Consider the following 6,878-nt stretch of genomic DNA (forward strand, 5'->3'; position numbering starts at 1 on the left):
TTTAAAAATCACCATTCTTTATTAAATAAATATGGAAGAAAATATAACATACAAACCTTTCGCTTACTTAGATCACTATATTCCAGCGGAAGGTGAAACGGTTTACTATAATACTGAAAAGAATTTAGCCGTAAAAAAGAATGATTGCACGTATGGAACAGCTGGAAATCAAGTAACTCTAACTGCTCCTGCTAATAAATTTGTTTCAACAGAAAGTGTAGCAGATGCAGACGAACAGGCGCAATCCTGGCTAAATGCAAATGCGCAAGCTCATGCCAATAATATCGGAATTTGCAATATTAGACCAACCGCATGGCGAGGAGAAAATTCTTCTTGTGTACTGGAACCATTAACAACGCTGCTTCCATTTGATTTTATGCTTATTAAATACAAATGGGCATTGGGTGCAGGTCATGATTTTGACACATTTACAGGATTTGTCAGTACGGGAACAGAGTGGGATAATAAATATTTGGGATATGGTCACAATCATGGAACTGAATTGCCAAATAATAGTACTGCTATGCAATCGTATCTTATGCATGCTGGAGACAATCAAAAAGATAATGGAGTCGAATCTTGCTTAATCAATTTCAATAAACTGGTTTCTGATTATGCTTCTTTACAATCTATTCCTATTAGAATGGCTGGAGCTTGGTACGGAGAAATTGGCACAGGTAATATTGATATTGAAATTATAACTTATTCCGGAGGAACAATGCAAAAAGTAGATGCCGAATATGATTTCATCAACATAGGTGGCTCTCAAGTTCAGCAACTTACTTTCTCTAAAAACATTCCAAAACCACCTACTTGGGTAAATAATATTGATCTGGTAACAAACATTGGATATATAACGTACGATAAAAACTCTTCTACAGCGAAGGTTGTAATAACTTATTAAATATGGAAAACACAGGATATAAATCTTTTGAAACTTTAGAAAGATATTTTACAGACGATGGTACTTCAACGGGAGAAACTAAGCCAAATATTGTTACAGATCCAGATTATATTGCTCCCGTTCAAGATTTGTTAGAATGTCCTCCTATTGAAAGATTTTACAATATGACTCTGACAAAAACAGTAACAAAAGATAATTGTGGTGCTGGACAAACTGGAACTTCGGTAACTCTTACGGCTTATGCTAATCAATTTGTTTCGAATGAAAGTATTAGAGACGCAAATAATAAAGCTCTAAACTGGTTGGAAAATAATGCACAAACTTATGCTAATAATGTTGGAACATGTACAATTGATCCTACCTCACCTGTTTTATTAATTCTTAAAGCAGCCAAATCTGTAGTATTTGAAAAAAGTGCTGCAACATGGAATGAATGTAAAAATGCTATTTCTGCAGACTCACAAAATACTACAAATCGTGAAATTGGAGGAGGCACTAATGGTTCTCAATTTTATCTAAGCAGACACAGAGGTGTTATTGATACTTCATCTATCACGACAAAACCTAAAACTGCTAAAATAAAATTCAGGCTTTCTCAAAATACAGTTGGTAATGCGCTCACTTTTAATCTGTATGGAGCTAACATACAGATTCCTCTTAATCAAAACTTTCAGTTAAACGATTGGGATGATTGGGATCCTGCTACATTTATAAGTAGTGTTTCTGTTCCTTCCAATTCAACAGGAGAAAACGAAATAACTTTAACTTCTGCTCAACTAGATTTATTAGTCTCTCAGCAAGCCTATAACTTTTTCCTTATTTCTAATGAGGATAAAAACAATTCATCTCCTGAAACAAACAACAGACCTACACTTTCTGTAGCAAATGCAACAGGCGAAGTATTTTTAGAATGTGAGTTTTAAAATTGCTTGATCCTAGAAAGTGAATAATAAATTACAATTTTAAATACCACACAAAATGAGTACAAACCACAACAGAATAAAAGTCGCTGATTTGGAAACAAATGCGCCTGATAAAATTTTAAAGACAAATGAAAATGGAGAATTGGAATTTAGTAATCCTATTTCTTCAACAAATCATATATCTATTCAAGACTCTTTAGGGGTTGAAAAATTTAAGACGTCAGATTTTATAAGATTTAAAGGAGCTTCTTTTAATGTAACTGATAAACAAGTAGAAGTTAATCCATTGGTTAGCGGCGTAATATTTGTCTCTAGTACAGGAAATGACTCTACAGCCGAGCCAGAAAACAGGAATAAACCCTACCTAACTTTAAATGCTGCAATTAATGCCTTTTTTTCATATCAAAACATATTTAAAATAGAGATCTTATCAAGTACATCTTTTACTATATCAAGAAGCTTAAATGATGGCACCACAAGGACATTTCAATTACATTCCGAAGTTTCTCCAACAGTTAATATTACATTTAATGGCCTATATGGTATATCAACACAACAGTTGATATTTACCTTAAATAATGGTACTCTAAATTTATCGCCTACAACATCGGCATCTTTTGGTAACAATGCAAATAGAACCAATATAATTATTAAAGCAAAAAATGTCACTAAAAATGCATCATTTGGAAATGGTATTATTGGAGGGTTTAGATTAGATTGTGATAACTTATCAGTTACAGGATCTGAAGGATTAGTAGGAGCCTGTGTAATGCAATTATCGCATTATATAAAAGCAAAAAACATTTCATTTTTAGGAGCAGGAGCTTCATTGTTTGCTGCCGGTTATAACTCTGCTGGTGAATGGCTCTTGGATTTTGACAATATAACCCATGATAATACTTTTTCAATAAGTTGTTGGGTTAATAAATTTAATATCAATCATGGTAATATATCCAGTCCTAATTCATTTCCAAACTGGGTCTCTTACTGTCCTCTCTTTAACTCTAATGCAAATATAAATTATAAGACAGGAGCAGTTATTTCTTCTAATGTTGGATTTCATAGATTTAATAATAATGCAATACTTTTTTTAAGTGGTACAGTATCTTACACCAATACTGAGGTGTTATTCCATAGTGTAAATTATTCTAATGTAATTTTAAATAATGCAGTTATTACAACTAAAGGATTTGCTGGTGGAAGACAAGAAGGTACTATAAAAATAGTTAATAGCACAATAAATGTAACTAGCTATTTTCTTTCAATTGATAACAATAACATAAATTATACTTATCTAAAACCAATTCTAGAATTTCAGGGAAATTGTTTTGTCTTGGGGTTAGGATTAGAAGACAATTTTAATTTAGTATCAAATTTTGGTTTAATAACTTCAAATAAACCATGGATAGATTTAAAAAAAGCCATTCTATATACAAATGGAAAATTTCCGAGAACCAAATTAGACATACTTGAAAACACTTTGAATCAATACAACAAAGCTATTATAGATTAATTACTAATTGCTGATTTTTTAACAAATATTAGTAAAAGTAAAATTCCTAAATACAAATTTTACATTTTTTAATGGATAATTGGCTAGGCAACTTTATAAAACAAAAGATGAGCACAAACCACAACAGAATAAAAGTCGCTGATTTAGAAACAAATCAGCAGTCTGATAAAATTTTAAAAACAAACTCCAGTGGTGAACTGGAGTTTGCAGATGTAACTTCTGTCTTAGATTTTAAAACAATCAATGGAGAATCCATTCTCGGAAGCGGAGATATTGATTTTACAAATAAACAGGATATTTCGAATCAAATAGAAGTAAATTCAAATCAAACTATTCCTACCAATTGGCATGGTAAGACTGTTCTCTTTACATCTAGCTGTACAATTACAGTTCCCGCTTCTTTACCTCAAAGTTTTATTTTTAACGGAATCACATTGCCGGGAGCAACTGTAACTTGGGTAATTACTGCGCCACATACTTGGTTGTTTGGAACTCCTTCTGTAACAGCCGAAAAACAGATTTTTACTTTTACAAAAAGAGGAGCTACAAATAGTATTTTATTATTGGGAGTGTAGTTATGGGAGCTTTACTTCAAAATACTATTTTCGGAAAAAGTAAAAACTCTTTTGTATCTACTTGGCGAACTTCTAATACCTCTACTGGATCTAGTACAGCTACACAAATAAAACTGCCTTTAGTTGCATCAGGAACGTATAATTTCACAGTAGATTGGGGAGATGGAACTTCTAATACAATTACCGCATGGAATCAGGCGCAGGTTACTCACACTTATGCTCTAGCAGGCGATTATACAATAAAGATAAAAGGAACTTGTACAGGATGGCAATTTAATAATATGGGAGATAGATTGAAAATATTATCTGTATCAAGATGGGGGACTTTAAAAATGTCAGCAGGAATACACTCATGTTTTTTTGGGTGTGCTAATTTAAATTTAAATGCAGTATCTGATGTATTAGATTTAGGTAATTTAAGTAGTTGCAATCAATTTTTTAGAAATTGTACATCGCTAACTACTATTAATAAATTTAATGAATGGAATTTTTCACTTGTAACTAGTTGCAATCTTTTACTGGCTGGATGTACTAGTTTGAATATGCCTTTAAATATAACAACAATGAATAATGTAACGTTATTTAGTAATTTTTTATTAGGTGCTACAAGTTTTAATTCTAGTATATCAATAAATATGGCATCTGCAACAGATGTCAATCTAATGCTATCCGGAATGACCCTTTTTAATTCGGAACTTTACTTAACTAATACAGGAAACGTTTCTAATTGGTCACAATTTTTACTGAACAGTCCAAGATTTAATCAAAATTTAGATAATCTAAATACAATAGGCGGTACAAGTTTTTACGGATTTTTTCAAGGCGCTAAAGATTTTAATAAACCTATTGGCTCTTGGAATGTCTCAAACGCTACTACTCTTGTAAGTATGTTTGCAGGAGCAGCAACTTTTAACCAGAATATTGGTTCTTGGGATGTTAGCAATGTGACAACTTTTGCATCAATGTTTCAAGGAGCAAATTCATTCAATCAAAATATTGGCTCATGGAACGTCTCAAAAAGCATTGATTTTTCATCAATGTTTGCTAGTAATACATCTTTTAATAATGGAGGAAGTATCACAATAAATAATTGGGTGTTAAGTACAGTATCTAGTATTTCCATGTTTGGAGTATTTAACGGTGCAACAGTTTTTAATCAACCGATAGGTAACTGGAATATGTCAAAGGTCACAACAACGCAAAGCATGCTTAGGTTAGCTACTGCATTCAATCAAAATATTGATTCTTGGATTACTTCTAATGTTACTAATATGCAGCAAATGTTTAATAACGCAACAGCTTTCAATCAGCCAATAGGTTCTTGGGATGTGTCAAATGTAACGAATATGCAGTCTATATTTCAAAGTGCCACAAATTTCAATCAAGATATTGGTTCTTGGAACGTATCAAGTGTAACGAATTTTTCTTCAATGTTTGTATTAGCTTCAGCATATAATAATGGGGGAAGTGATTCCATAAACAATTGGATTATTAATTCATCTTCTCCTGTCAATATGAACTACATGTTTAACAATACTCAATTTAACAGAAACATCACAAGTTGGAACACCTCTGCTGTAACTAGTATGAATGCAACTTTTTCTTTTTCAGCATTCAATCAAAACATAGGTTCTTGGAATGTATCAAATGTGACAGATTTTAGGGATATGTTTTTAAGTGCAGTCAATTTTAATCAAAATATAAGCTCTTGGAACACTTCAAATGCAGTAAATATGAGTCAAATGTTTTATAGAGCGTTCGCATTCAACCAAAATATAGGCTCATGGAACGTTTCCAACGTTATTAATTTTTCAAATTTTATGTTTGCAAAAAACCCTAGTAATTTTTCATCATCCAACTTAGATGCTATTTACAACGGATGGAGTTCTAGACCTATAAAACCTGATTTAACAATATCATTTGGAACAGCCAACTATACTTCAGCTTCTAGCTCAGGAAGAGCTATATTGACAGGTTCTCCAAATAACTGGGTAATTACTGATGGAGGAATATAAAAGCATTCTCTAAAATTTGTTTAAAGGCTCTTTTAAACAAACATCTTACTACATAACTAAAAAAATACCAAAAAAATGAGTACAAATCACAATAGAATAAAAGTCGCTGATTTGGAAACAAATCAGCAACCTGATAAAATTTTAAGAACAAACTCCAGTGGTGAACTGGAGTTTGCTGACATAACCTCTGCATTAGATTTTAAAACAATCAATGGAGAATCCATTCTCGGAAGCGGAGATATCGATTTTACGAACAAACAAGATATTTCAAATCAAATTAGTGTAACATTGCCAGCAACTGTTCAAAATATATGGCATGGAAAAACAGTAAAATTTACTGGTACAGGAACATTGACAATTCCAAGTTCTTTTGTTAATTCAGGAATGTGCTTCGAAGGAATCACAAAAATAGGAACATCATTAAACTGGTCTATTACAGCTCCAAAAACATTTGAATTTGGTGCTCCTCCTACAGTAGGGGAAAAACAGATATTTACATTCATGCAAAATGAAGGTCAGCATTCAATAATGATTTTAGGCATATAATTATGGGATTACGAAAAACAATATTTGGAAGAGTAAAATCAAAGCCTAACACTTTTATTGGAGGCATTGCAGGAACAATAAATACCCCAACATTGTTAGCCACAAAAATAGGTGTAGCTGCTAGTCAAATTAAAGATTTTAAAGTAGTTGGTAATGATATTCATTTTAAAATAAATATAATTTATCAAATACCTTCTAATGCTTTTAATGGAAATACTAATATTACGTATTTTAATGATTCCGAAGGATATGTAAATTCATTAGGAACAAGGTCATTCTACAACTGTACTTCCTTGTTGGATTTTACTGCAGACAGCGTAGAATCGATAGGCGAGTCGGCTTTCTACAATTGCACATCAATAACAAGTTATAGATTTCCTAAAGTTACAACTATTGAAAGCC

At 32.1% G+C, this 6,878-nt stretch carries 7 protein-coding genes; all 7 read left to right on the top strand.

Annotation, left to right across the window (positions count from 1 at the left end; translation table 11 throughout):
- The first annotated feature begins 31 nt into the window (after positions 1-31).
- Positions 32-904: a DUF5977 domain-containing protein gene (locus tag Q9Q97_RS16115; RefSeq protein ID WP_306158910.1), complete on the top strand. Its 873-nt coding sequence runs from the start codon at positions 32-34 to the stop codon at positions 902-904.
- A gap of 2 nt (positions 905-906) precedes the next feature.
- On the top strand, positions 907-1,827 hold the full coding sequence (locus Q9Q97_RS16120; RefSeq protein ID WP_306158912.1) for a DUF5977 domain-containing protein: 921 nt from the start codon (positions 907-909) through the stop codon (positions 1,825-1,827).
- 55 nt (positions 1,828-1,882) lie between these two features.
- Positions 1,883-3,340 carry a hypothetical protein gene (locus Q9Q97_RS16125; RefSeq protein ID WP_306158914.1) on the top strand — a complete coding sequence of 486 codons (1,458 nt, stop codon included), beginning with the start codon at positions 1,883-1,885 and terminating at the stop codon, positions 3,338-3,340.
- 107 nt (positions 3,341-3,447) lie between these two features.
- The gene (locus Q9Q97_RS16130; RefSeq protein WP_306158916.1) at positions 3,448-3,915 is read left to right on the top strand and encodes a hypothetical protein; all 468 of its coding nucleotides are present in this window, start codon (positions 3,448-3,450) and stop codon (positions 3,913-3,915) included.
- A 2-nt stretch (positions 3,916-3,917) separates the two neighbouring features.
- A complete protein-coding gene (locus Q9Q97_RS16135; RefSeq protein ID WP_306158918.1) occupies positions 3,918-5,930 on the top strand; it encodes a BspA family leucine-rich repeat surface protein in 2,013 nt (670 codons plus the stop codon).
- Between the two features lie 75 nt (positions 5,931-6,005).
- Positions 6,006-6,476, top strand: coding sequence for a hypothetical protein (locus tag Q9Q97_RS16140; protein WP_306158920.1), 471 nt, complete (start codon positions 6,006-6,008; stop codon positions 6,474-6,476).
- A gap of 2 nt (positions 6,477-6,478) precedes the next feature.
- Positions 6,479-6,878, top strand: a 400-nt coding sequence (locus tag Q9Q97_RS16145) for a leucine-rich repeat protein (protein ID WP_306158923.1), incomplete at its 3' end; no start/stop codon positions are given.

Origin of the sequence: Flavobacterium sp. DG2-3 (assembly GCF_030730925.1) — a bacterium.
In the GTDB taxonomy this organism is placed as follows: Bacteria; Bacteroidota; Bacteroidia; order Flavobacteriales; family Flavobacteriaceae; genus Flavobacterium.